Consider the following 23224-nt stretch of genomic DNA (forward strand, 5'->3'; position numbering starts at 1 on the left):
CGACGCAATATTCATCCGAAATAAGAGCTAAAGCATCTTCTCCGGCTTTCCTGCTGACCGGACGTATACATTCCCCGTAGTCACATCCAAAAGCATGGTTCTCGCATAATTTGCCCCGACATCTTCACTGGTAACACGTAACCCCTCAGCCATCAATATCCTTTTCACATTCTGTGCATTTCTCTCGCCGATATTCCCAAGACCTCCATTGCCCTTCATCTCGAACATCTTGGCTCCACCTGCAATCTTGCATACCATCCGCGATTTTGACCCCCCAAACGCAGTAAGTTTGCGAAGTGTCTCACGGATACCTGTATCCGCGAACTTAAATACATTTCCATCCTTCGCACCGCTCTTTTCAGGAAGCATAATATGAAGAAGCGCTCCTAGCTTAATCATCGGATCATAAAAAGAAACACCGATGCAAGACCCCAATGCATACGTAATCAGTATGCCCTCCTGTCTCGTCATCTTCATATCAGCAATTCCAACTGATATCTTCTTCTCCATCTATCATTCCACTCCTAGTTTTTTCATAAGAACATTTAAAGACTCTACATCAGGCAGAAGCAGCATATTACTATTTAATGCTTTTCCGTCTATTTTGAATTTGCCAGTTATCATCATAATCCTGTCTGAATGCTGCCCCATCATCGCGATTGGCACGCTCATAATTCCACCTAACATATTCACGGCAAGCTGCGGAACTGACAGTTCTACACTCATATTCACCAGGGAAGCCATTGCAGTAATATAGGATGAAATAACTATATTACCAATCTCCATGAGAACAGACGAATCAATCTCCTCTAATTCAAAGAAATCTTCCTTCGTCTTACCCAGCATTCTCAATAAGATTTCATCAGAAAATTCTTTCGTCAGAATGAACAGCATGATACCGCCCAATTCTCCCGACATCTCAACTAATATAGCCGCGACCACTTCCTCCGGATCTCCCACATTGACCAGCGCCTCATTAAAATCCAGAATCTCCACTTTGGGAAGGGACATGTTCACCTTCGCATTCATCATACTGGATAGGGCTGTTGCGGCGTTACCGCCGCCAATACTGCCGATTTCCTTCAAAATATCAATCTCCAGCTCGTTCATTTCTTCATATGTTTTTATCCCCATAATCCACCTCTCTATCCCCTTAATGTATTAACCGTATTCACAATCTCATCGGATGTCTGAACCATCTTCAAGGCATAGGAATACGCTCTCTGCGCCTCAATAATGCGGGTAAAATCATCAGAAACACTTGCGCCTGACATCTCCAATGCATGATCCACCACTTTTGCACCTGGCATCAAAAACGGCTGCCCGTTCTTTACAGACGGCACATATTCGTTATCTCCGACACTTAACATCCCGTCCATTATGTTGAAGCCGTAGACTCCAATCTGCCCGCTTAGCTCCCCGTCAATAATCTGAATTGGGTTACTGTTCTGGTCCAGAACAAAGTTCCCTTTATCGTTCACGAGATAGAATTCATCTCCGCGCTTTGACATACTGAAATGTCCGTTCCTTGTATATGTAATCTCATTGGTAATCGGACTTCTCATCATGAAAAATCCGGAATCAACGATTGCATAATCGAAATCTCCCTGTGTCGTTACCAGTCCCTTAGGACTGAAATCCGTCTTCGTCTGTTCTACAAGGATTCCTGTCCCCGCTTTCATCGGGGTATCGTCCCCGTTATAGTTATTCAGATTATAATACATCAGATCCGAAAATACCGGCGTTTTTGCTTTATAACCATAGTTATTCACATTTGCAAGGTTGTTGGCAACTACATCCAGCTTGCGCTGTTCCTCCATTGCTCCTCTTGCAGCAGTATAAAATGATGTGTACATATGCCTCTCCTCTCTGTCCTGCGTGTCAAACCGCCATATACAGCCTGTAGCTGGTCATCTGTTAGCTGCGCCCTACGTTGCAGAACCTATTGTAACCATCTTTGCTTCCAACTGATCATAAATCTTAAGAATCTGAGCCGAGCTCTGCAGAATTCTCTGACTGCTGATCATCCGTGTCATCTCCTCCGCCATGGAAACATTGGAGTCCTCCAGATATCTCTGTGTAACTGTGGTTCCACCGTCTGCCGCCTGAGGCTGTGCATTGGCTCTGAACACGCTTCCGCTAATCTTGGTCAACTGACCGTAATCCGCAAAATCTACAATCTGCAGCGTTCCGAAAAACTGATTTCCCTCCTCGCTGAAGATATTTCCCTGTTTATCGATAATGATATTATCTGTAGTCAGACGAATGGCTCCATTGGTCCCCTGCACCCTTCCGATTCCCGGCAGGGTTAAGTATCCCTCATTATCCAGGTTAAATGAACCGTCCCTCGTATATACAGGCCCTTCGCCGGTATCAATAACGAAGAAGCCATTGCCGGTCAGTCCCACGTCCAGAGCATCTCCTGTCTCCCGAATACCTCCTTCTGTATAGTCCGTTACCCTCTCGTCCGCGATGTTCATCCGTGATACCATACCTACTGCAGTCTTACCATCCCTGTCATATCGGTAGATCATCTCGTCCCGGAAGGTACTCTGCATGATTCTGTCCATCTTATATCCCGGAGTGGATACATTCGTCATATTGTTGCTGACGACATTCAGATTACGGTTCTGTGTGATCATATTAGAAGTTAGATCATAATACCCTTGAAACATTCCTGCTCTCCTTTTCTTCGTTAAATCTCTCCATGTGTTTCCTTAGTTTCTTTATTGCATTCGTATGAATCTGAGAGACACGCGGCTCACTGACACTCAGCACATCCGCAATCTGTCTCATATTCAATTCATCTATATAGTATAGTGAGATCACAAGCTGCTCATTCTCCTTGAGCGTACCGACCCCTTCCGCCAGAACCTGCGTAAGCTCCTTCTTAAGAAACTTACTCTCTGGCTGCTCACTTTTATCCCCCTGCGGCAGCGTCACTCCAACCTCATTCCCCTGTGCCTCCGCCAATACCATATCCAGTGAAAGAATGTTAAACAGTGATGCCTTGCGCATCGTCTCCTGATACTTCTCAGGGGTAATGTTCAGATAGTCTGTCACCTCCTGTACAGAAGGATAATACCCAAGTTTATTATATAACGTTGTGACCGCTTCTTCAATATCTCTAGTGCTCTTTCTTGTACTTCTTGGCACCCAATCCTGCTTTCTGGCAAGATCAATAATCATTCCTTTGATTCTTTTGGAAATAAATGTCTCGAATTTTACATTTTTATCCATATCAAACTTATCAATGGAGGACATAATCGCAATAACGCCCTCGCTGATGATATCATCTACCTGAGAAAAACTCATATAAATATCCCGCATTTGAAGCGCAATGCTCTTCACAAGATAGATATAGCGCATAACGATCTCCTGCTTTACTTCCAGGCTGCCCGTCTCTTTATACAGTTTTAAAAGATCTTCGTTCGTTTTGTCTTTATACCGTTCCTGCGTGTTCATATTGCACTCCGTTAAATTTTGTTCTACATCGCTATATTGCCAACTGCCTGTATCTGGATATTGTTGCTGATCTCATTAAACGACAGCACATACACATCTGGGAAGAATTGCTCTATCAGACGGTAGACATGGATTCTTACCACCTGACTTGTCAGAATAATTGGCGTCTGGCCAAGCTCCTGAAATTTCTTTACTTCCTCAGACATCTGTGTAATCACATTCTGCATCACATCCGGACTAAGCGCTAAGTATACGCCATGGTCGCCGTTTGTTAAGCTGGTAATAATATTTTTCTCCAGCTCGGCATCCAATGTCACGACTCTCATGCTGTTGCCCTCGCAGAATCTTCTGGTAATCGTACGTTTCAGCGCAACACGAATATTCTCCGTAATGGAATCCAAATCCCGCACCGTCATGGAAGAATCTACAATGGTCTCCATGATCGTCTCCATATCCTTAATTGGAATACCTTCTTTCAGCAGATTCGTCAAAATCTTCTGGAAGTTACCGTAAGAGATCAAATTCGGGATTAATTCGTCTACAAGCCCTGGCGACTGCTTCTTCATATTGTCAATCAGACGTACAACCTCCTGACGGTTCAAAAGCTCATGAGCATGCTTCTTCACAGTCTCTGACAAATGTGTCAGCATAACAGACAACGGATCAATAACCGTATATCCATAGATCTCAGCCATTTCTTTCTTATCCACGGTAATCCATTTACTAGGAATACCATATGCAGGCTCAATGGTATCTATTCCATCGATCTCCTTCTCAAGATTCGGCGGCTCTAAGGCAAGGTAGTAGTCTACCAAAATCTCTCCTTTCGCAACTTCCTCTCCCTTAATCTTAATAACATACTGGTTCGTGTTCAGGCTTGAGCTGTCACGCAGCCTGATGGACGGAATGACAAGTCCCATCTCCTGTGCATACTGACGCCGGAAAATTACGATACGGTCGATCATCCTTCCGCCGCTTGCCTCGTCTACGAGAGGAATCAGGCTGTACCCAAACTCCATCTCGATTGGCTCCACTGAGATCAAAGAATATACGCTGTTGATATCTTTGAAATTTTCTTCATCCTCCATTATATTCATCGGATCAGCTTCCGCAACCCCGGACTGCCCATAGCCATTGGTCCCTGTTCCGGAACCGCTGCAAACGACTGCATACGACGAAGGAGGTAAAAACCACCAAGCATCATTATAAGAGCAATCACTGAAAGCTGGAGCTTTGGCATCCCCGGAACTGCAATCAAAATAGCAAGAACGCCGCCTGCAATCATAATTGACCTTGGCTGTGCTGAGAACTGTCTTGTCACATCAATGTTCAGACTGTCTTCCGCAACCGCACGGGTTACAATCATACCGGTCGCCGTTGAGATAAGGAGTGCTGGTATCTGCGATACCAGACCGTCGCCAATGGTCGCAATGGAATATACTTGAAGTACTTCCGCAAATCCCATACCGCCCTGTACCATACCGATGATACAGCCGCCCAGGAAATTGACTGCCGTAATGATCAGGGACATGGTTGCATCTCCCTTAACAATCTTCGTAGCACCATCCATGGAGCCATAAAAGTCAGCTTCCTTCTGAATCTTGTAACGCCGCTCCTTCGCCTCATCCTCTGCGATAAGTCCGCTTCCCAAGTCAGCGTCAATCGCCATCTGCTTACCAGGCATAGCGTCCAACGTGAATCTCGCCGCTACCTCAGCTACACGCTCCGCGCCCTTAGTAATAACAAGGAACTGTACTAATACAATAATCAGGAAGATAACAACTCCGACAACCACATTTCCCTGGAGAACAAAGTCACCCATGGATTTGATTACCTGTCCCGCCGTACCTGAATTACTAAGGATACTTCTCGTGGAAGATATATTGATTCCGATACGGTATAAGGTTGTGATAAGAAGCAAAGAGGGGAAAATAGAAAATTCCAGCGCCTCTTTGATATTCATACTGATCAAAAGGATAATCAGCGATACCGCAATATTCAAAATAATCATAACGTCCAGAAAAAACGGACTTAACGGTATAATCAACAGCAGAACAATCATGACTACGATCAATGATACCGCATTATTTAATATATTTTTCATCCTCTACACCAACTTTTTATTCATTCGGAATACCTCAACCAGTATCTCCGCTACCACTCCATAATACTCTGCTGGAATCTGTCCTCCAAGCGGAGTCGAAGCATAGATTCCCCTTGCAAGGGGCTTATTTTCAATCACCGTGACATTGCTGTTCTCTGCAATCTCTACGATCTTAAGAGCAATATAATCCTGGCCTTTTGCCACGACGACAGGGGCATTGTCATGGTCTATATCATATCGAAGCGCAACTGCAAAATGCGTAGGGTTTCGGATAATAACATCTGCATCCGGAACTGCCTGCATCATTCTGCTCCTGGCCATGCTCTGCTGGAGACTCTTAATCTTACCCTTGACCTTAGGATCTCCTTCCATCTGTTTGTATTCTTCCTTGACTTCCTCTTTGGACATCTTAATATCTTTTTCATATTTCCATCTCTGGAAGAAAAAGTCAAAACCCGCAACAGCTGCAAAAATCATCCCTATCCTTAAAACCATGCTTATAATCTCATTCAGAACATACGTAGCAACGCTAATAGTATTAATATCCATCATCTGCGCAATTACTACAAGCTGCTCCTTCAAAATCCTATATATAACTACTGCCAGAACAATAATCTTTAGAAGCGATTTAAGCACTTCCACAAGCTGTCTCGTAGAAAACAGATTTTTAATACCTTTTATCGGATTAAGCTTACTAAGTTTAAATTTTAACGGCTTCTTAGTAAAAAGGAACCGTGTCTGTATTCCAGTGGTAAGCACGCCAATAGCCAGACTAATTACACCAATTGGAAAAATACACCATGCCAACGTTTCCACCGCTTTCATACCTACAAGCTGTAGATTACCAAGAGAAAGCTCATTGATATCTGCAACCGAGGAGATCTGAAAGATTAAACTCTCCCGAAGTCTGCGGTAAATAGTTGGAAAAAATAATTTTATACAATAGAAACACCCTACAAGCGAAGCGACCGCGATAACGTCCTTACTTACAGGAACATTACCTTCCTTACGTTGGTCGTTTCGCTTCTTAGGTGTGGCTTTTTCGGTTTTTTCATCTGACGCCAAAGGTGTTCACTTCCTTTATAAAAATGTCAGTATTCCCTGGACCGTCTTCATCATCGTTGTCATGATCTTCTCGATGAATTCGCCTGCAGGCGCATATAGAAGCGCCAAAAGGCCCAGACCAACAATTAATTTCATCTGAATATTAATTACAAATATACTAATCTGCGGCACGACTTTATTCAGGATTCCAACTCCCATCTCCACAAGAAACTCTGCGGCAATCATGGGTAACGCAAGCTTCACTCCCATGCTCACACATTCCAGAAAGATATCAATAATTTTCAGCGCAAGTCCCTGGGTAAGCACAATTCCGCCATATGGCACGATTTCTGCCGAAGTCAGCAAAATTTTCATCAGCGCCAGGTGACCGTCTACTGCGAAAAAAAGCATAATCAACCATGCCTGATACACACTACCTGTTATAGGCATCTGTGCATTACTCTGGGGATCATACACTGTAGCCATAGACAAACCAATCTGATAGTCTATAATATATCCTGCAAAACTAACAATAAAAAAAAAGTGCATGACATATCCTAACACATATCCTGCCGCAAATTCTTTGATCAGAAGGAATCCGAACTCAATCGTACTCACAATCTCTACCGCCTCTTCCATCGAGGCCGAATATACCATCATCGTTAAGATAAAAATAAATCCTCCCTTAACTCTAATCGGTATATTATTTCTTCCCAATATCGGATTCATTAAGATAAACCCTGACATTCGCATCATAATCAGCGAAAATAAGGTAAGCTGTGCGGTATTATCTATCGACATGTCATCACTCCTCGCATCAGCCTTGTATCATCCGAAAGATCTTCGTGGTAAAATCCTGTAATGACTCTAACATAGAACTGCCGGAAAAGACAAGTATGACACCTATTACCAATAATTTCGGCACAAATGTAATCGTCTGTTCATGAATCTGCGTCGCTGCCTGTATGATGGAGATCAAGATGCCTACCAGCATACTGATCACCAACATTGGACCTGCCAGTTGGATAATCAGTATGAATACCTCATACATCAGGTCCGCCACTTCTCCATTCGTCATCTATATACTCCTTCCCGTCATCGGAAACTATTGACAATCGTGGAAAACAGAAGCTCCCATCCATTTACAGTTACGAATAACAGCAGCTTGAACGGCATTGAGATCATCGCCGGAGGCAGCATCATCATACCCATAGACATAAGGGTAGATGAAACCACGATATCGATCAAAAGAAATGGAATGTATAACAAAAATCCTGCAGTAAATCCTCTTTTCAACTCACTCGTCATGAAGGATGGGATTACCACTGTCATAGGAAGATCTACTCTGTTTTCTGTTTCCTCCACCCCCGACATATCCACAAATAGCTTAAGTGAACTCTCCTCCGTATTCGTCAGCATAAATTCCTTCAGTGGAACCTGAGCGCGGGAAATGGCTTCTTCCTGAGTAATCTCCTGGTTCTTATATGGCGTATAAGCTTCTGTATTGATCTGCTTAATGACCGGATCCATAATAAATAAAGTCAAAAAGATTGCAATTCCGACTAATACCATATTTGGCGGCGTTTGTTGGACACCCATCGCATTTCTCAAAAAGAGAGAATGATTACTGTTCTTGCAAAAGACGTCACCATGATTAAAAGAGAGGGCAGAAGTGATATGACTGTCAACATCAGCAGGATATCCAGTGTAGGAACCTGATTGCCATTCACATTGATTAATGAATCGTACACTAATTTCTACCTCCTCTTTTCGTTATGTCACCCAGTTTATCCATCATCGATTTAAAGTCTGGTATCTTCCCAGCTCCTTCTTCTCCATCCGGCTCCAAAGGAAACAGATCCTCATCCGAAATCTCGGACAGGAGACTGACCTGGCCTGACGTGACACCAACGAGCAGATATTTTCCACCCACCTGCACAATCGCAATGTGTCTGTCCTGGCCAAGGGTGATCTGATCGATCAGGCGCATATAACGAGAACTGCCGTTTCTGCCCAGCCCTTTGCCTATGTATTTGCTGGCCAAATAACTCAGATATATAATCACTATTACCGCAACAAAGGTGGCAATCACTCTCCACATATCTTTCCTTCCCTACTCTCTTAATGCTGCTCTAACGCAATCAGATTCACTTTCATGATCTCTGTAATTCTTATTCCAAAGTTGTCTTCCACAACTACAACATCACCCTTTGCAATGCACTGACCATTGACATATAAGTCTACCTGCTCGCCCGCCAGTTTGTCCAGAACTACCAGGGAACCTTTTGTAAAGTCAAGTATATCCTTCACCAGCTTCTTTGTCCTGCCAATCTCAACGGAAACCTCCAGAGGCACGCTCATGATCAGTTCCATGTTTTCTTCCTGTTCGCCCTCCAGTACGATTCCGGTATCCGCCTTCAAATTTGGCTGCATTGGAGGCTGTACATGGATCATCTTCGGCTCAGGCGGCGCTGCCACCGGCTTGGGCGCACTATTCTGCTCCTGCATCTGCTGCTGCATCTGCTGCATCTGCTGCATCATCTGCTGCATCATCTGCATCTGCATCATAGAAACATCGGGACTCACCATGGGCTGTGCTGCCCCCTGCATCATCGGCATCATCGCAGGCTGTGCTGCTGCACCTGCCGTCGGTTCAGCTACGGGCGCTGCCGCAGCCTGTGCTGGAACTGGCGCCGGTTCTGGCGCTGCCGCTGGTGTCGGTGCGGGCTCTGCTGCTACTGGTGTCGGCGCAGAAGCTGGCTCTGGCGTTGGTGCTGGCGCCGGTTCTGGGTCTGGCTCTCCGCCTACCATACCTGCAAGCATTCTCTCAATTTCCTCCTGAGACATCTTGCCCCCCGAAGCCTCTGCTGCCGGTTCGCTCGCTGCCGGCGCTGGTTCCGGTACTGGCGCTGGCGTCGGCGCTTCTGCCTGCGGTACGCTTTCCTGTCCGCCTGGAACATAAGGAATAATATCCTCCGGCGGAAGGAAACCTTCCACCAGTCCCTTTGCCAGTGCAATCGGCATAACATTAAAGAATTCGCTCTCCAACTTATCTGCAATCTTCAAAGTGAATCCAATTAATACCTTTGGTTCTTCATCTATAAAATATTTATCTATAAACTGCTGCTCATTCTCCACCTCAAAAGAAATTGGCGTGGAGATATCTACTACTCTACCTAAGAATTCAGACAACGCTGTCGCAGATGCCCCCATCATCTGGTTCATGACCTCACAGACTGCACTGATGTTGATCTCATCTAACTCAAAATCTTCATCCGCAATCTCCATCCCCATAGCCATCTCGACGATTACTTTAATATCATGCCTCTTAAGAAGCATAACATTCTGACCCTCCAGACCAGCAACATAAGTAATCTCGACACAGACTGCCGGATCAACCCTGTCTAATTCAAACTCTTCTTTTTTCACGATGTTGACAATAGGTGTCGTTATATCTACCCTTGCACTCAGCATCGTGGAAACTGCTGTTGCCGACGCACCAAGGCTGATATTGAGTATCTCACCTATCGCATCTATTTCCAGTTTACTAAAGCAATCTGAATTCATATAAACCCTTCTCTCCTTCCGGGAAAATCACCCCTTTTTCTATTTGCCGATATCCAACGCTTTCTGCGCCATCAGCTTCATGGCATTAAAGGCCGTAATGTTTGCCTCATAGGCTCTCGTCGCAGACATACCGTCTATTGTCTCTTTTACAAGATCTACGTTCGGCATCATAACATAGCCTTCCTCATTTGCATCCGGGTGATCCGGATTATAAACAGGATTCAGGTCTCTCTGATCTTCCACAATCTCCGTTACTTTCACTCCGCCCTTGGACGCAGTCCGGTTTAGGAGGCTGTTAAATTTGGTACGAAAAGAGGTGGTCGGTACCTCCTGCAAGACTACCATCTTTCGGCGGTAAGCTCCCCCGCTGGCCGTCCTGGTTGTCTCAGCATTGGAGATGTTCTCTGCTGCAATATCAAGCCGCTGCCTCTCTGCCGTCATCCCTGATGCACTTATATCAAATGAATTCAAAAAAGACATACTAACCTCCTTAAACTAGCCAAGGATCTTCTTCACAGTTGATAAGACACGCTCCGGCTTAAATGGCTTTACAATAAAATCCTTTGCTCCTGACTTAATGGAATCCATAACCATGGTCTCCTGTCCCATAGCAGAGCACATAACAACCGTTGCTCCTGGATCCATCGCCTTGATCTCCTTTAATGTCTCAAGACCGTCTTTGTTCGGCATGGTAATATCCATGAATACAAGATCCGGCTTCTCAGCAGTATAAGCCTCCACCGCTTTTACACCGTCCTCTGCTTCAATCAGATCCGTATACCCTGCCTGTGACAGCGTATTTTTTAACATCATTCTCATAAACGCCGCATCATCCACTAATAAAATCTTTGCCATTTCTTCTACCTCACTTTTGTTAATGTTATTGTTATCATTATAATTTATTTACTCAGATAATCCTTGGATTTATCTGGTAGTTATACTGCCACGTCTTCTTCCGCCTCTTCAAGCAACTTGTTCGGCTCAATCAGACGATCCTCAATCTTGACTGCTACATTCTTGTTATGTACGCCAAGCTGGCCATTGAACCATGGCTGGCCCTCGATATAGAGGGAAATCAGCGAATCCTGTGGTTTGTTCAGGTCGATGACGTCTCCCACATGGAGATTGTATACATCGTCCAGATTCAGCTTCGCTATGCCAAGCTGCGCCATAATATCCATCTTGGATTCTCTGATATTCTCCAGAATATCCTCCTTGGTGTTCCGAAGATGCGCCGCATCGATCTTCTTTGCCAGATGCTTCGTCTTATCAATGATTTCAAACATGTTGCTTAAAAGCGTGCCTGGCATACAGATATTCATACTTCCATCAATTCCGCCAAGGGATATGTGCAGCATGATAATTACTACTGTCTCATCTACACTAATTCCCTGGAACATACTTGGGTTCTCTTCCACCCGCTCGAACTCAACATCCAGATTGATATAACCAGCCCAGACATCTTTGGTAATCATAACCAAATACTTTATAATTTTTGCATAGAGGGCAAGCTCAATATCCGTATAAGTATAAGACATATCTACCGACATATCCATCCCCGTCCCTCCAAGCATACGGTCAATCATAGACGCCATCAGCAATGGACTAATATGCATCAGCATTGGAGGGTTACTGGACCGATCGGGCAAGTCTATATTAGCGATTGTGAGTACGTCCGACTCATTCAACGCATTTCCAAATTCGTAATAACGCTGCTCCTCAACCCCCATAACCTCAACTTCACTGGCAGCCCGGAACAGACCATTGATCTGTGAAGCAGCTATCCTGGAGTAGTTATCGTAGATACTGCTGAGCATCTTCAGCTTATCCTTCGTATACTTCTTTGGACTGAAGAAGTCGTACTTTTTGTACTCCTTCTCCTTTACTACCTCCTTCTTTTCCTCTACCACCTCATCCGCACCGGAATTCTGCATGGAATTCAGCAATGCGTCTATCTGACTTTGCGATAATACATCTGCCATCCTAAACTCCCACTTTCCTTACTTTACTCGGTTGTTCTGTTCATCATCTGATAATACTCTTCCAGAGAATGTTCTACTGCGTCAGACTTGGTGATCAGTAATTCAACCCTCCGGTTCTTCGCCCGATTCTCCGGCGTATCAAACGGTGCAACAGGCCTGAACTGTCCATATCCCATCGGAACAATCTTATCTGGCGTTACTTCCGTCCGCTGTTGGATGAATGCCGCAACCCTTGCCGCTCTCTCCGATGAAAGAACCCTGTCATTCTCCGGATTGTTCGGAATCACTGGGTCTGCCTGCGTCGTATGTCCCAACACCTGAATCTCCTTCACAGAGTCCTTGACTCCTGAGATAATCGACGCAAACTGCGCCAAAACATCCATTCCCTCCTGTTTAATCACAGAACTGTCTCCGTCAAAGAATACATTATCCTGAAATGTGATAAAAGTATAGCCATCCCCTTTAAACAGCTCTACTTCGCTATTCATATTCGCTTCATCCACTGCGGCTTTCAGACTCTCATACAACTCGTCAAATGCCTCTGCCTCTACTGCTCCCGACACATCGTTGGGCGCGCCAGGGTCAGTCTCATCTGCAATCTGGGACAACTCCTCGGCTTCAGGGTTGAAGCTCTTAACAATCATAATCCATTTCGACTGGTCCAAAGTAGAGATGGAGTATAGTAATACGAAGAAACATAACAGCAGAGTTACCAGGTCTCCATAGGTGTCCATCCAATTGGCGCCGCCACCGCCGCCGCCTTTGTTCCTCTTCTTCATAGCTCCCTCCTGTTATTCTTCTGCCTTTTTGCCCTTTGCAGCAACTGCATCCGGATCCAGAAGCTTCTGGCGCTCTTTCTGGGACACGAATGTAACCAGCTTCTCACGCAGGAACTTCGGATTGTCTCCCGCCTGAATTGCAAGGATTCCCTCAATCATAATCTGCTTATACAGTAATTCCTCGTCATTCCTTACTCTCAGTTTCTTAGCAATTGGTGAGAATATCAAGTGGGCAAGTATACATCCGTAGAATGTCGTAATCAACGCTGTTCCCATGGCAGGGCCAATGTCTCCCGCACCGCCTTCATCAAGATTCATACCCTTCAGCATGTTGACCAGTCCGACCAGCGTACCAATCATACCAAAAGCAGGCGCTTTCGCATCCAAAGTATCATAAATCCCGATACAGTCCTCATGTCTTGACAGCATGGCTTCCACGTCACTCTCCAGAAGGGTACGTACTTCTTCCGGTTCTGTTGCATCCACAATCAACATGATGCCTTGCTTGAAAAACATGTCATCAAGCTCATTCGCTTTCTCCTCCAACGCCAGCAGACCATTCTGTCTCGCAAGCTGAGCCATCTCAACCAGTATATCAATCAATTCACCGATGTTATACTTCTTCCCCTGAAATAGCATCTTCGTATGCTTGGGAAGAGTCAGCAACATATTGAAGGGATAACATGCGATTCCCGCTGCAAGCGTACCTCCAATAACAATCGCGATACTGGGAAGGTCCCAGAAGTTTCAAGCTTTGCCGGTCCGATACCTACGAATACGATCAGCACCGCACCGATAACCACACCTAAAATACTAGTTATGTCCACTTATCTTCACCACCCTATTCCTTAATTACTATACTATCTATCTCCACGGTAGCAATGTATCTTACCATTGTACTCAATTGTTTTCCTGATTATCTCTTCCGCACCTTCTTTTACGATGTAAAACTTGCCGTTAGTCATAAGGATCTTTGATTCCGGTATCAATTCCACAGATTCTATATGCGCACAATTCAATACGATCTTTGTGTCATTTAATTTCGTCAGCATTATCATATCATAGTTCCTCATAAATTTCAAACATATCCCAGTATATGGTGAAGATGTATTCGCCATATACTGGAATATGCTGTCAAAATCACATCTATTACTTGCCGGCGGTTATTAACGCTTCATATTAACAAGCTCCTGTAACATTTCATCCGTTACTGTGATAATCTTTGAGTTGGCCTGGAACCCTCTCTGGGTTGTAATCATGTTGGAAAATTCATTCGCAAGGTCTACGTTTGCCATCTCAAGTGTTCCTCCTAAAAGCTTTCCAACCGGACCGCCGTTGGGTTTGATCGCCTCTACATCCCCGCAGTTTGGACCCACTGAGTAATAGTAACCGTCCTGCTTCTCAAGGCCGTTGGGGTTCTCTACGGAAACCAGGGCAATCTGTCCGACCGGAATAGTACGGTTGTTTCTGTCGGTTCCCATAATAGTTCCGTCTTCATTGATTCTCCAGCTCTGGATATCATACCGCTGACCTGTTTGTTCATCAATCGGAATACGAATGGCAGTCAATTCGTCCGCATACTCTGCCGCTACGCCTGGAATCAAATCATTTCCCTGATTTCTTCCATCTTCTACTGGCTCAACAAAATCCACATTTGGCGTACCCACTGGACCATTACCATCATTCACAAACATCGCTCCATAAATTCCAGTACCCGCAGCGCCAATTGTTGTAGCAAATGTATCGCCAGCCTCTTTTGCTGTAATTGTAAGCGTTGCACTATTAAGATATCTTCCGATACGGTCCAGGCTGACATTGACTTTCGTGAAATCCAGTCCGTTACACTCTGGCACAAGTTTTCCATTTTCATCCAGCTTCTGCTTTGACACATATGTTACCCAGTCATTCACGGCATCTTCAAAATCATTTACCGAAGTAACGTTTGTGTCAACCTTTACACCAGCTATTGTAATCGTCCATTTTGTACCTGCCGCAGCACCCTGAGCCGGCTTCTCCAGTTTAACAGGAACATCTTTAATCGTAACAGAGCTGGCTGACGCCGGTGTCTCCGGCGTTCCTGTTCCCTCAATCGGCGCATATCCATACACATAACTTCCCTGATTATCTACCATATATCCATTGTTATCTACACGGAAGATGCCGACTCTTGACAAACTAAGTCCTGATGACTCCACGTTATCAAACGCACCGTTTACCATATTACCTACCAGGAAGAAGCCTGTTCCGTCAATCATACAATCCAGATTGTTGGAGGAGGGCGCCGGGGCGCCGGTGTTAAACTCCGTAGAGATTGATGATAACTTTGAACCGTAACCTACCTGAGAAGCGTTATGTCCTCCGGCTGCTCCCGCCAACTGGCTTCCGCCTGTACTGCTGATAGAATTCGTATACATTCCGTCCTGAAAGTTATAGCTAAAAGACTTAAAACTCCATGTATTAACGTTCGCTATATTATTACCGATAACGTCCAATTTGGACTGATGTGCCTTGAGTCCTGCAACTCCTGCAATCATTGATCTAACCATTTGTTATACACCCTTTCTTTATTATATCCTGCGCGTCTTTGGGAAACCTATGGTATTCTCCATCGGCTCCACTGTGTATCTGCAAGTCATACAGATACGAAACCCCCATCAAATGGTCCGGCTTACATTAAGACCGCGCTGTCAATATTGGTAAATATATTTTCCCTCATCTCTGTTCCTGACATTGTTGTCACTACGACGTTATGTGGAACATTTACTATAAAAGCCCCGCTCTCGCCGATGATAACCACGTCTCTTGCACCTTTTTCCCTGGCTTTCGATACTGCCTGGTTCAAGTCCTTAAGGAGACCGTCTGTCATCTCGATTCCCCGCTCCCGGACTCTCTGTACCGCATGTTTGGAGAACTGAACGGACTGAGCTTTGTCGGCTTCTTTCTGCAAAACGTCTGCGAACTGCACCTTAGTGACTGTATTCGCACCTGCACCTGTGATTCCCTGTGTCTGCAGCTGCGCTGACGCATGCTGCAGCTTAAGCGCTCCGGCATTGGTAATCTGGTTCATCTTACTCATCACTTGCACCGCCTTTATCTCTAATCCCCTTAATCCCCTTAACTACTCTTTATCCTTATCACCTGTCGTATTGTCAGTATCCGTCTTATCGGTTCCTTCCGTCTTGTCTGTGTCATTTTTATCCTTGTCTTCATCCTTCACCGGAACTTCACCGATACCCATTACTTGTGACAACTCGTACTTTTTTCCGTCGATATATACTGCCGTAGCGCCAGTTAAATCTACGCCTGTTACCGTTCCCTTCTTGGTTCCGGTTACTTCGCCCTCCTCATTCGTAATCGCAACGGTTACTTCTTTTCCGAGCAACCCTGTAGAATAGGTGGTCAAGGTTACCTGCGACAGATTGTTGGAAACGGTTGCAAAATTAGATACTGCCGACGTCACCTGAGTCATAGCATTCATGGTAGCCATCTGTGTCATCTGATTCATCATTTCACTGTTACTCATCGGATTCATGGGATCCTGATATTGAAGCTGTGCCGCCATCAATTTCCAGAAATCATCCATGGTCATATCGCTCTTGTTAGATACCGCCGACGTCTGTGTAGCCTTCGACGCATCGTATTGATATTGGGCGGCATCGCTCTTTAATACATCTTCAACTCCTGCCATATTCTTCTCCTTTCTTATCCAACCAATCCCAGACGCAGCTTCTGCAAAAATTGTTCTGCATCCTCACCGTCCTGGTTCTGATTTTTGTCTTTCTTCTCCTGCTTTGCGTTCTGGTCTGCCTGCTCATTTTCATCCCGTGTCTGATTCAGGTAGTCAGTCTCCTGCTTCTCCACAATAATGGTCGTCTCCCCGCCAAGATTCCGGTCAATGATGTTGCCAATCTCACGCGCGTTCTGACTAAGTGCATCCATAGCACGCTTTTCTGAACAAACGATCGAGATTGTTGCCTGATTCCCTTCATACAGTACTTTTACAGCAATCTTTCCAAGATTTACAGGTTCAATATGAATCTCAAACTCCTTCACACCCTCCACAAGCTTGGAAAGCATTGTATCTGTAACCTTCTCTGGAAGTTCCTCTGGCTGCTCTACATAAACTCTGGCAATCGTCTCCGGCTTTTCCACCTCTGGCTGTGGGATCCTCTCCGCCTCTGGTCTTACTGCCGCCGCTGCCTGCTCCGGCGTAAACTGCTCTGACTGTACCTCCCCCTTTTCCTGGGGCTGTTCAGTTTTCACTGCCTCTTTTAAATTCGATGAGAAATCCTGGGGCTGCTGCTGTGTCTCAGACGCGTCTTGTGTCTGTACAACCGACATCGCTTCCGCCGCCTTCACCTCTGTTTTCCCTTGCATCTGCTCTGGACGAGTCTCAGCCTGCTTCGGTAAAACCGTCTCAACCCTTCCGGTTTCCGGCATCTGAACCTGCTGAGCTTCTGCCTCAGTCTGCACTTGAACCGCCTCTGTTTCTTTAGCGTCCGTCATCTGCATCATCAGTTCTTTGCCTTCAGCTTCAGTCTGCACCTGAACCGCCATCTCTGGCGTTGGGGCCGGGGCCTGTTCTCCCGTCTTCTGCTCAACAACAGCGAAGCCACAAGAGAGCCGTTGGCACATCTGCGCCGCAATCATTGCTTCCGCCTGACTGGTATCTGTCTCTTTGCTGTCTGTCTTATCCGTCTTGTCCTTAGACACTCCTTCTTGCTTCTGCTCGCCTGATGCCTCGGTCTTATCTGTCGCTGTATCCTGATCTTTATCCTTGGTTACTTCCTTACTATCCTGTTTCCCTTGTGCATCCTCATCCTTGCTCTGAAGCATCTTCCGGAAGTCATAGTCTCCAGATACATCCCCAGTCTGATTAGGCGCTTTCGTCTTTCCTGCAGCCTGAAATGCAATATCCATCGTCTTCATACTCAATTTCTCCATGGGCTTCCTCCTCCTTTCTTAATAATATTGGTGTAACTCTTGACACTCTAATTTACAGCCACGCCCTATAATATATGAGAGAATACTGTTTTTGTGTCTTCGTTACATTTATAGTAATCTGTCCGGAACAATATCCATCATCCCTGACAGGATTACCCGACAATTCTCGCCATCGCCCTTTTGTGGCAACAAATTCTTCTATAAATTGTTCTTCTTCCTTCTGGACTTCCTTCTCGTATTCCTTGTACTTCTTTTCCTTTAATTTATCTATGGAGGAAGTTTCTTTTTTGCTTCCACCACCTCGTTGCGCTTGGCTTCTTCCTTCTCCTGGAGCTTCGCCAGTTCTTCATACTTCTTCTTAATCTTAATCCCCAGCGCCTCCAGATAATTCTCATAGGTATGGATATCACAAATCTTCATTCCACTCATCCGGCTATTCCGAAATTCTATCGTACAACGGCGATGCTCCTCCTCCATTGTCTCAATGGTTCGTTCACATTCCCTAACCTTCGCAAGAATCCTGGCATGCTCTGCTTTTAGTCCATCAAGCACCTGCTCCTTATAATTAAGTACAGTATCCAATGAAAAAAAGAACTTCTTCATCGCAATATCTCCTTCATCATCTCTAAGGATTTGTCACTCGGAAAACTCTCGTCTATCTTCTGCATGAGAAAAGCATTGACTCTGTCAATCTTGGAAATAGCCCCGTCAAGCCTGGGATTCGTCCCTGACTTATAGGCTCCAATTGAAATCAAATCTTCATTCTTAGCATATATGCTCAAAATATCTCTCATCTTTGCTGCCGCTTCACGGTGATCCTCTGGTACAATATTCGTCATCAGACGGGAAATACTGGCATTTACATCAATCGCAGGAAAGTGATTTTCATTCGCCAGTTTTCTTGTAAGTACAATGTGTCCGTCCAGAATACCACGGACGGTATCTGCAATCGGTTCGTTGGTGTCGTCACCCTCCACCAACACCGTATAGATACCAGTAATCGAACCCTTCTCGAATTTCCCGCTTCTCTCCAATAGCTTCGGGAACTCTGCATATATGGAAGGGGTATAGCCTCTTGCAACCGGCGGCTCTCCGGTTGCAAGCCCAATCTCACGCTGCGCCATTGCGAAACGGGTAAGAGAATCCATCATCAACAGAACATCCTTCCCCTGATCTTTAAAATACTCTGCAATGGTCGTCGCCACAAGGGGACATTTCATGCGCAGCATTGCGGGCTGATCAGAAGTCGCAACCACAAGTATGCTGCGTTTCATTCCCTCCGGTCCGAGATCCTTTTCTATAAATTCACGAACTTCTCGGCCTCGCTCTCCCACGAGAGCAATCACATTAATATCGGCTTTAACATTTCTCGCAATCATTCCAAGTAATGTACTCTTGCCGACGCCACTACCTGCAAAAATACCGATACGTTGCCCCTTCCCAACCGTGTTCAGCCCATCAATCGCTTTCACGCCAAATTCCAACGGGTCCGTAATCGGAGGTCTTGCCAAGGGATTGATATAATTATTCTCTACATAGTAATAACGTGAAGAAGGAAGCGGTCCTAAATCATCCATAGGATTCCCTGTGGCATCTATGATCCTTCCTCTCAAAAATTCACCTACCGGAATCTTCAAACGCTTCCGGGTATTTCTCACAAAACTGCCGGCAGCCACACCATTCAAATTCTCGTATGCCATAAGCTGCATCTTGTCTCCACGGAACCCCACAACCTCCACGGGAATCTGCCTGTGCTTTTCTTCGTTGTAAATCATGGCAATATCCCCGATACTTGCACGGTTTCCGGAAGACTCCATCGCCATTCCAATGACATTCTCTATCTTTCCTATGTAACTGATCGTCTCTGCTTTCTGTATCAGCTCCGGCAATTTTGAAAACATTCTCTCTCTCCTTGATTACACCCTGACATTGTTCAGTATGTCTTTGATGTTCTCTAACTGCGTACCGACGCTAGCGTCAATAATCTCATCGGGCAATTCTATAATACATGTGCCTTCTTCTCCATTATCCATAGTAACAATCTTAATATTCTCAGAAAGTTTGGACAGTTTATCCAAAAATTCCGTATCTACATCCATAGAAACAGCCGTATCACACTTCGTTATATAGATCTTGGCCCACTGTTTTTCGTGATCTTATCGGTAGCCGCAAGAATCATACGCTTCACGATGTCGCCGCTGGACTGCAGGCTGGTCTGGATCACCTTTTCCGCCACAGTAAGGGAAATCCGTTTCAAATCATCCACATACTGCTCAAGCAGCTTCTCCTTCTCCACCGAAACACTCTGGATTACCTCTGATATATTATTCTGAAGTTCCTGTATCTCGGCGTCTAAAAGCCTGCGCTGTTCGTCATAAGCTTCCCGCGTCCCATCCTGGCGTCCCGTCTCCTGCCCTTCCCGATAGCCCTGATCCCGCAGGTATTCTGCCTGGGAGCGGGCATCATTAATAATCTGCCTGGCCTGAGCCCTCGCTTCCTCCAGAATTTCTTCTACCGAAACAGCATTTTCTTCATCTTCTTCAGCATCGCCCTCTGAGTCTTCATCTTCCTCTTTCGGCTCCTCAATGAGCTTGAAGCCGGCAAAGAAGTCGTACGGCTTAACGTCCTCCTTCTTCTCCGGTTCTTTTACAATCCTAGGCAATGATTTCATCCTTTCCGCTCTTAACAATAATCAATTCTCCGGCTTCTTCCAGTCTCCTGATTACGCCGACAATTCTCTGCTGCGCTTCCTCCACGTCTCTCAGACGTACATTAACCGTAATCTCAAGGTCAGACTGAATACTCTCAGCCATACGTGAAGATACATTGGAAAATACAAGCTCCTTGATCTTCTCGTCGGACCCTTTGAGCGCGTATACGATATCCTTGACATCGCACTCGCGGATAAATCTCTGAATTGATCTGTTGTCCATGGACACAATATCCTCGAATACGAACATCTTCTTCCGAATCGTCTCTGCCAGTTCTTCGTCGTTTTTGCCCAATTCGTCGAAAATGTACTTCTCGTTCGCTCTGTCCATATGATTCATTACATCTGCTATGTAATCAATACCGCCAATGGTGGTAACATCTGTCGTAAGAATGCTGTCAAACCGCTTCTTAAGCGAATCCTCCACGACCTTAATCGCTTCCGGAGACGCGCTCTCCATTCTGGCAATAGCTTCCACAACCTTAATGCGCTTCTCCTTGGGAAGCTCGCTAATAACCATAGACGCCTGATCTGAATCCGCATAGGACAGAACCAATGCAATCGTCTGCGGTCTTTCATGCTGCAAAAATGATATCAAATTCTTTACATTACTCTTACGTATAAATTCAAAGGGCCGTATCTTCAGAGATTTTGACAACTTATCCAGCAGCGATTGTGCTGTGCTTTCCCCAAATGCCTTCTCAAGCACTGCTCGCGCATACTCCATACCGCCGTCAGTTACGACCTTCTGGGTCAAGCAGGTCTTATAGAACTCATCCAGAACAAGCTCCATCTCATCAGGGCTGATATGCCCTAACTTTGCCACTTCAATCGTCAGCCTCTCAATATCACTCTCGCTCAGATGCTTATAGATCTTCGACGCTTTATCAGCCCCAAGGGAAACAACGACAGCAGCAGCTTTCTGCTCAGGCGTCAGCTTGCTCTCTTTAACTTCCTTAGTTTCCTTGGTTTCTTTGCTTTCTTTATTCTCCTCCATCTGCAACGCCCCCATTCAGCCAGTTCTTCAATAACTGAGCAGAAATCTCTGCATTCTGTTCCGCGAATTCCCGTACATTCTTCTTGAGTTCCATACTCCTGTCGTTCTGAAGCTGAAGAAGCTCCTCATTCATATCAAGCACAGCCGGAATTTCTTCCACTGTCTCAGCTTCTTCGACCAGCTCCTCAATTTCCTCTTCATCCTGCTTCCGCCTTCTGACTATCAGGATAATAATAACTATAATTAACAGCAAGAGCAGAGCTGCGGCTGCAATAATTGCCCACAACGGTATACTCTCCAGAATTCCGCCAGACGATACTTCTTCAGATTCATCGTCTGCATCGATTCCATCAAACGGCGCGCTCACAATCGCAATCTTCTCTTCCTGGGCGTCTGCCGCGATACCCGCCGCATTTCCCACCAGAGAACGAATCTGATTCTCTCTTAAGCTTCCATATCCATTACCGTTAATCGCAACAGATACCGTAAGGTCCTCCAATTCGCCAGGATCAATCTGCCCTTCCTCTTTCAACTCGTTGACCAAATAATCCCGAACCGCGCTTTCACTGTATGCATTCGTTCCGTCAGCATCCCCATCTGTATTATATTCAGGTGTATCTGCATTTGTCTCAGTCCCCGCAACTCCTCCAGCGCCATCTCCCGTTCCAGCCTGTTCCTCATAAAGCTCCTCATGGCTGATGATTCCCGACTTATCCTCCTCGTTAATCTTATCCGGAGTCGTATAAGTCGTCTGCTGGCGAATTAACCTTTCCATATTCAAACGGGCATGCGCAGTAACACGTACATTCTCCTGCCCATAGATTGGACCAAGTACCTTCATAACACTGGCAGAAATAGAGTTCTCCACCATTCTCGCAAGTTCTTCCGTGGTAGAACTATTGGAGGAATTCCCATTTCCATCTACAGAAACGTCATTTCCATTTCCATCAATAACCGCCACATCTTCAAGCTCCATCCCAGGGATACTTTTGGCCACCAGCCGCTGAATCGCAACGACCTGGTCTTCCGTCGGCGAACCGCCGTCCTGCATAATCGCAACAACCGAAGCGCTGGATTTTTCTTCCTCGTCATTCAAGGCATACTTACTTTCTTCTCCCAATGCAATCGTAACCTTGGCATCCTTCACACCATCAAACAGACGAATGGTAGAGCCGATACGATCCTGCAGTTCGTAGAGCTTGTAGGTCTTCTTATCCGAATCAGTGGTCAACATACTCGCATTATCCTTAAACGTATCATATGTAAATCCATTCTTTGGATATCCTGCCTGAACAAGCGTCGCCTTCGTCTGGTCCACCGTGTCCTCTTTAACCATAATCGTCGATTCGCCATTAAACTTATAATCTATGCCGTCTTCCGTCAATTTCTGCGCAATCTGCTGCATTTCTTCCTGCCCCAGTCCGGAAAACAATTCCGTATACGGCCGGTTATTCAGGATGATCGCAATCGTCACCGCACCACCAATCAACACCACCGCACCGACAATGATCATAATCTTCACTTTTCTGCTTAAATTGCCGACAAATTCTTTAAACTGCTCAAACTTTTCCTTCATTGTCCAAAACTCTCTTACTTTCCGATTCTATGTATCATCGTTATTTTTTACAGTAA

At 45.4% G+C, this 23224-nt stretch carries 25 protein-coding genes and 3 pseudogenes; all 28 read right to left on the reverse strand.

Annotation, left to right across the window (positions count from 1 at the left end; translation table 11 throughout):
- Positions 1–27: 27 nt before the first annotated feature.
- Positions 28–510: a chemotaxis protein CheD gene (locus GN277_RS27130; protein ID WP_159756147.1), complete on the reverse strand. Its 483-nt coding sequence runs from the start codon at positions 508–510 to the stop codon at positions 28–30.
- Positions 511–513: 3 nt separating this feature from the next.
- Positions 514–1134, reverse strand: a complete 621-nt coding sequence (locus GN277_RS27135; protein ID WP_159756150.1) for a chemotaxis protein CheC — start codon at positions 1132–1134, stop codon at positions 514–516.
- An 11-nt stretch (positions 1135–1145) separates the two neighbouring features.
- The gene (locus GN277_RS27140) at positions 1146–1856 is read right to left on the reverse strand and encodes a flagellar hook-basal body protein (protein ID WP_159756153.1); all 711 of its coding nucleotides are present in this window, start codon (positions 1854–1856) and stop codon (positions 1146–1148) included.
- Positions 1857–1928: 72 nt separating this feature from the next.
- Positions 1929–2675, reverse strand: coding sequence for a flagellar hook-basal body protein (locus tag GN277_RS27145; protein ID WP_159748802.1), 747 nt, complete (start codon positions 2673–2675; stop codon positions 1929–1931).
- Positions 2656–3465: a sigma-70 family RNA polymerase sigma factor gene (locus GN277_RS27150; protein WP_159756156.1), complete on the reverse strand. Its 810-nt coding sequence runs from the start codon at positions 3463–3465 to the stop codon at positions 2656–2658. Before GN277_RS27150 ends, GN277_RS27145 begins: the two co-directional genes overlap by 20 nt.
- Before the next feature lie 23 nt (positions 3466–3488).
- Positions 3489–5569, reverse strand: a pseudogene (gene flhA / locus GN277_RS32265) (flagellar biosynthesis protein FlhA).
- Between the two features lie 3 nt (positions 5570–5572).
- Complete coding sequence (gene flhB, locus GN277_RS27160; RefSeq protein ID WP_159756159.1) at positions 5573–6634, reverse strand: flagellar biosynthesis protein FlhB; 1062 nt, start codon at positions 6632–6634, stop codon at positions 5573–5575.
- Positions 6635–6649: 15 nt separating this feature from the next.
- Entirely contained in the window at positions 6650–7414 is a 765-nt protein-coding gene (locus GN277_RS27165) for a flagellar biosynthetic protein FliR (protein ID WP_159756162.1), read from the reverse strand.
- A 16-nt stretch (positions 7415–7430) separates the two neighbouring features.
- The gene (locus GN277_RS27170; protein ID WP_159748804.1) at positions 7431–7691 is read right to left on the reverse strand and encodes a flagellar biosynthetic protein FliQ; all 261 of its coding nucleotides are present in this window, start codon (positions 7689–7691) and stop codon (positions 7431–7433) included.
- Positions 7692–7708: 17 nt separating this feature from the next.
- Positions 7709–8304, reverse strand: a pseudogene (fliP, locus tag GN277_RS27175) (flagellar type III secretion system pore protein FliP).
- A gap of 59 nt (positions 8305–8363) precedes the next feature.
- Entirely contained in the window at positions 8364–8714 is a 351-nt protein-coding gene (gene fliO / locus GN277_RS27180; protein ID WP_159748808.1) for a flagellar biosynthetic protein FliO, read from the reverse strand.
- Between the two features lie 20 nt (positions 8715–8734).
- Positions 8735–10180, reverse strand: coding sequence for a flagellar motor switch protein FliN (fliN, locus tag GN277_RS27185; protein ID WP_159748810.1), 1446 nt, complete (start codon positions 10178–10180; stop codon positions 8735–8737).
- Between the two features lie 39 nt (positions 10181–10219).
- A complete protein-coding gene (gene flgC / locus GN277_RS27190; protein ID WP_159756164.1) occupies positions 10220–10660 on the reverse strand; it encodes a flagellar basal body rod protein FlgC in 441 nt (146 codons plus the stop codon).
- A 15-nt stretch (positions 10661–10675) separates the two neighbouring features.
- Positions 10676–11035, reverse strand: coding sequence for a response regulator (locus GN277_RS27195; protein ID WP_159748812.1), 360 nt, complete (start codon positions 11033–11035; stop codon positions 10676–10678).
- Between the two features lie 80 nt (positions 11036–11115).
- Positions 11116–12162, reverse strand: coding sequence for a flagellar motor switch protein FliM (locus tag GN277_RS27200; protein WP_159756167.1), 1047 nt, complete (start codon positions 12160–12162; stop codon positions 11116–11118).
- A 23-nt stretch (positions 12163–12185) separates the two neighbouring features.
- The gene (locus GN277_RS27205; protein WP_159748816.1) at positions 12186–12941 is read right to left on the reverse strand and encodes an OmpA/MotB family protein; all 756 of its coding nucleotides are present in this window, start codon (positions 12939–12941) and stop codon (positions 12186–12188) included.
- A gap of 12 nt (positions 12942–12953) precedes the next feature.
- Positions 12954–13768 (reverse strand): annotated as a pseudogene (locus tag GN277_RS27210) (motility protein A).
- A 33-nt stretch (positions 13769–13801) separates the two neighbouring features.
- Positions 13802–14059, reverse strand: a complete 258-nt coding sequence (locus GN277_RS32270; protein WP_334296659.1) for a flagellar FlbD family protein — start codon at positions 14057–14059, stop codon at positions 13802–13804.
- A gap of 48 nt (positions 14060–14107) precedes the next feature.
- Complete coding sequence (locus tag GN277_RS27220) at positions 14108–15487, reverse strand: flagellar hook-basal body complex protein (protein WP_159748822.1); 1380 nt, start codon at positions 15485–15487, stop codon at positions 14108–14110.
- A 122-nt stretch (positions 15488–15609) separates the two neighbouring features.
- On the reverse strand, positions 15610–16017 hold the full coding sequence (locus GN277_RS27225; protein WP_159748824.1) for a TIGR02530 family flagellar biosynthesis protein: 408 nt from the start codon (positions 16015–16017) through the stop codon (positions 15610–15612).
- Positions 16018–16059: 42 nt separating this feature from the next.
- On the reverse strand, positions 16060–16629 hold the full coding sequence (locus tag GN277_RS27230; RefSeq protein WP_159748826.1) for a flagellar hook assembly protein FlgD: 570 nt from the start codon (positions 16627–16629) through the stop codon (positions 16060–16062).
- A gap of 14 nt (positions 16630–16643) precedes the next feature.
- Entirely contained in the window at positions 16644–17885 is a 1242-nt protein-coding gene (locus tag GN277_RS27235; RefSeq protein ID WP_159748828.1) for a flagellar hook-length control protein FliK, read from the reverse strand.
- 267 nt (positions 17886–18152) lie between these two features.
- Complete coding sequence (locus tag GN277_RS30660) at positions 18153–18488, reverse strand: flagellar FliJ family protein (RefSeq protein WP_244324936.1); 336 nt, start codon at positions 18486–18488, stop codon at positions 18153–18155.
- Complete coding sequence (gene fliI, locus GN277_RS27245) at positions 18485–19786, reverse strand: flagellar protein export ATPase FliI (RefSeq protein WP_159756170.1); 1302 nt, start codon at positions 19784–19786, stop codon at positions 18485–18487. Before fliI ends, GN277_RS30660 begins: the two co-directional genes overlap by 4 nt.
- A gap of 15 nt (positions 19787–19801) precedes the next feature.
- Positions 19802–19984, reverse strand: a complete 183-nt coding sequence (locus GN277_RS30665; protein ID WP_244324937.1) for a hypothetical protein — start codon at positions 19982–19984, stop codon at positions 19802–19804.
- 23 nt (positions 19985–20007) lie between these two features.
- On the reverse strand, positions 20008–20556 hold the full coding sequence (locus GN277_RS27250; protein WP_244324938.1) for a FliH/SctL family protein: 549 nt from the start codon (positions 20554–20556) through the stop codon (positions 20008–20010).
- Complete coding sequence (gene fliG, locus GN277_RS27255; RefSeq protein WP_159756173.1) at positions 20540–21592, reverse strand: flagellar motor switch protein FliG; 1053 nt, start codon at positions 21590–21592, stop codon at positions 20540–20542. The genes GN277_RS27250 and fliG overlap by 17 nt, the downstream gene beginning before the upstream one ends.
- Positions 21579–23168, reverse strand: coding sequence for a flagellar basal-body MS-ring/collar protein FliF (gene fliF / locus GN277_RS27260; RefSeq protein ID WP_159748832.1), 1590 nt, complete (start codon positions 23166–23168; stop codon positions 21579–21581). The genes fliG and fliF overlap by 14 nt, the downstream gene beginning before the upstream one ends.
- Positions 23169–23224 lie beyond the last annotated feature (56 nt).

The sequence above is a fragment of the Sporofaciens musculi genome, assembly GCF_009830285.1.
Lineage (GTDB): Bacteria > Bacillota > Clostridia > Lachnospirales > Lachnospiraceae > Sporofaciens > Sporofaciens musculi.